The organism is Pseudomonas fuscovaginae SE-1, from assembly GCF_000364705.1.
GTDB classification, from domain to species: domain Bacteria; phylum Pseudomonadota; class Gammaproteobacteria; order Pseudomonadales; family Pseudomonadaceae; genus Aquipseudomonas; species Aquipseudomonas fuscovaginae_A.
This window is the reverse complement of record NZ_AQOH01000223.1, coordinates 1-302: the sequence shown is the minus strand read 5'-3', so window position 1 is coordinate 302 and position 302 is coordinate 1. Positions and strand designations below refer to the sequence as shown.

The window sequence follows — 302 nt, the reverse complement described above, 5'->3', positions numbered from 1 at the left end:
CGCCAACAGGCAACGGATAACGCTCAGGGGCGGTCACTCCTGCTCGCCGATGCTACCCAGGGCAAGGCGCAGTTCGAGCAGGTGACCCGCCAGGGGACGGACACCAATGTCAGTGGCAGCACGGTCAATGTTACGGCTCCGCTTTCGAATCCAGCCGACTCGATTGCTCCAGTCCCAGGGGCGGGCGCCAACCGGGTCGTCGGTTTGCCAGATACTTCTGGCCGTTCTTCTCCCCACAAGTACCTGATCGAAACCAACCCGGTGTTGACCGACCTCAAGCAGTTCATGAGCTCGGATTATCT

At 60.6% G+C, this 302-nt stretch carries 1 protein-coding gene; it reads left to right on the top strand.

Annotated elements, in window-relative coordinates; all coding sequences use genetic code 11:
- A partial coding sequence (locus K675_RS31025; RefSeq protein ID WP_037006852.1) for a hypothetical protein occupies nt 1-302 on the top strand: 302 nt, incomplete at both ends.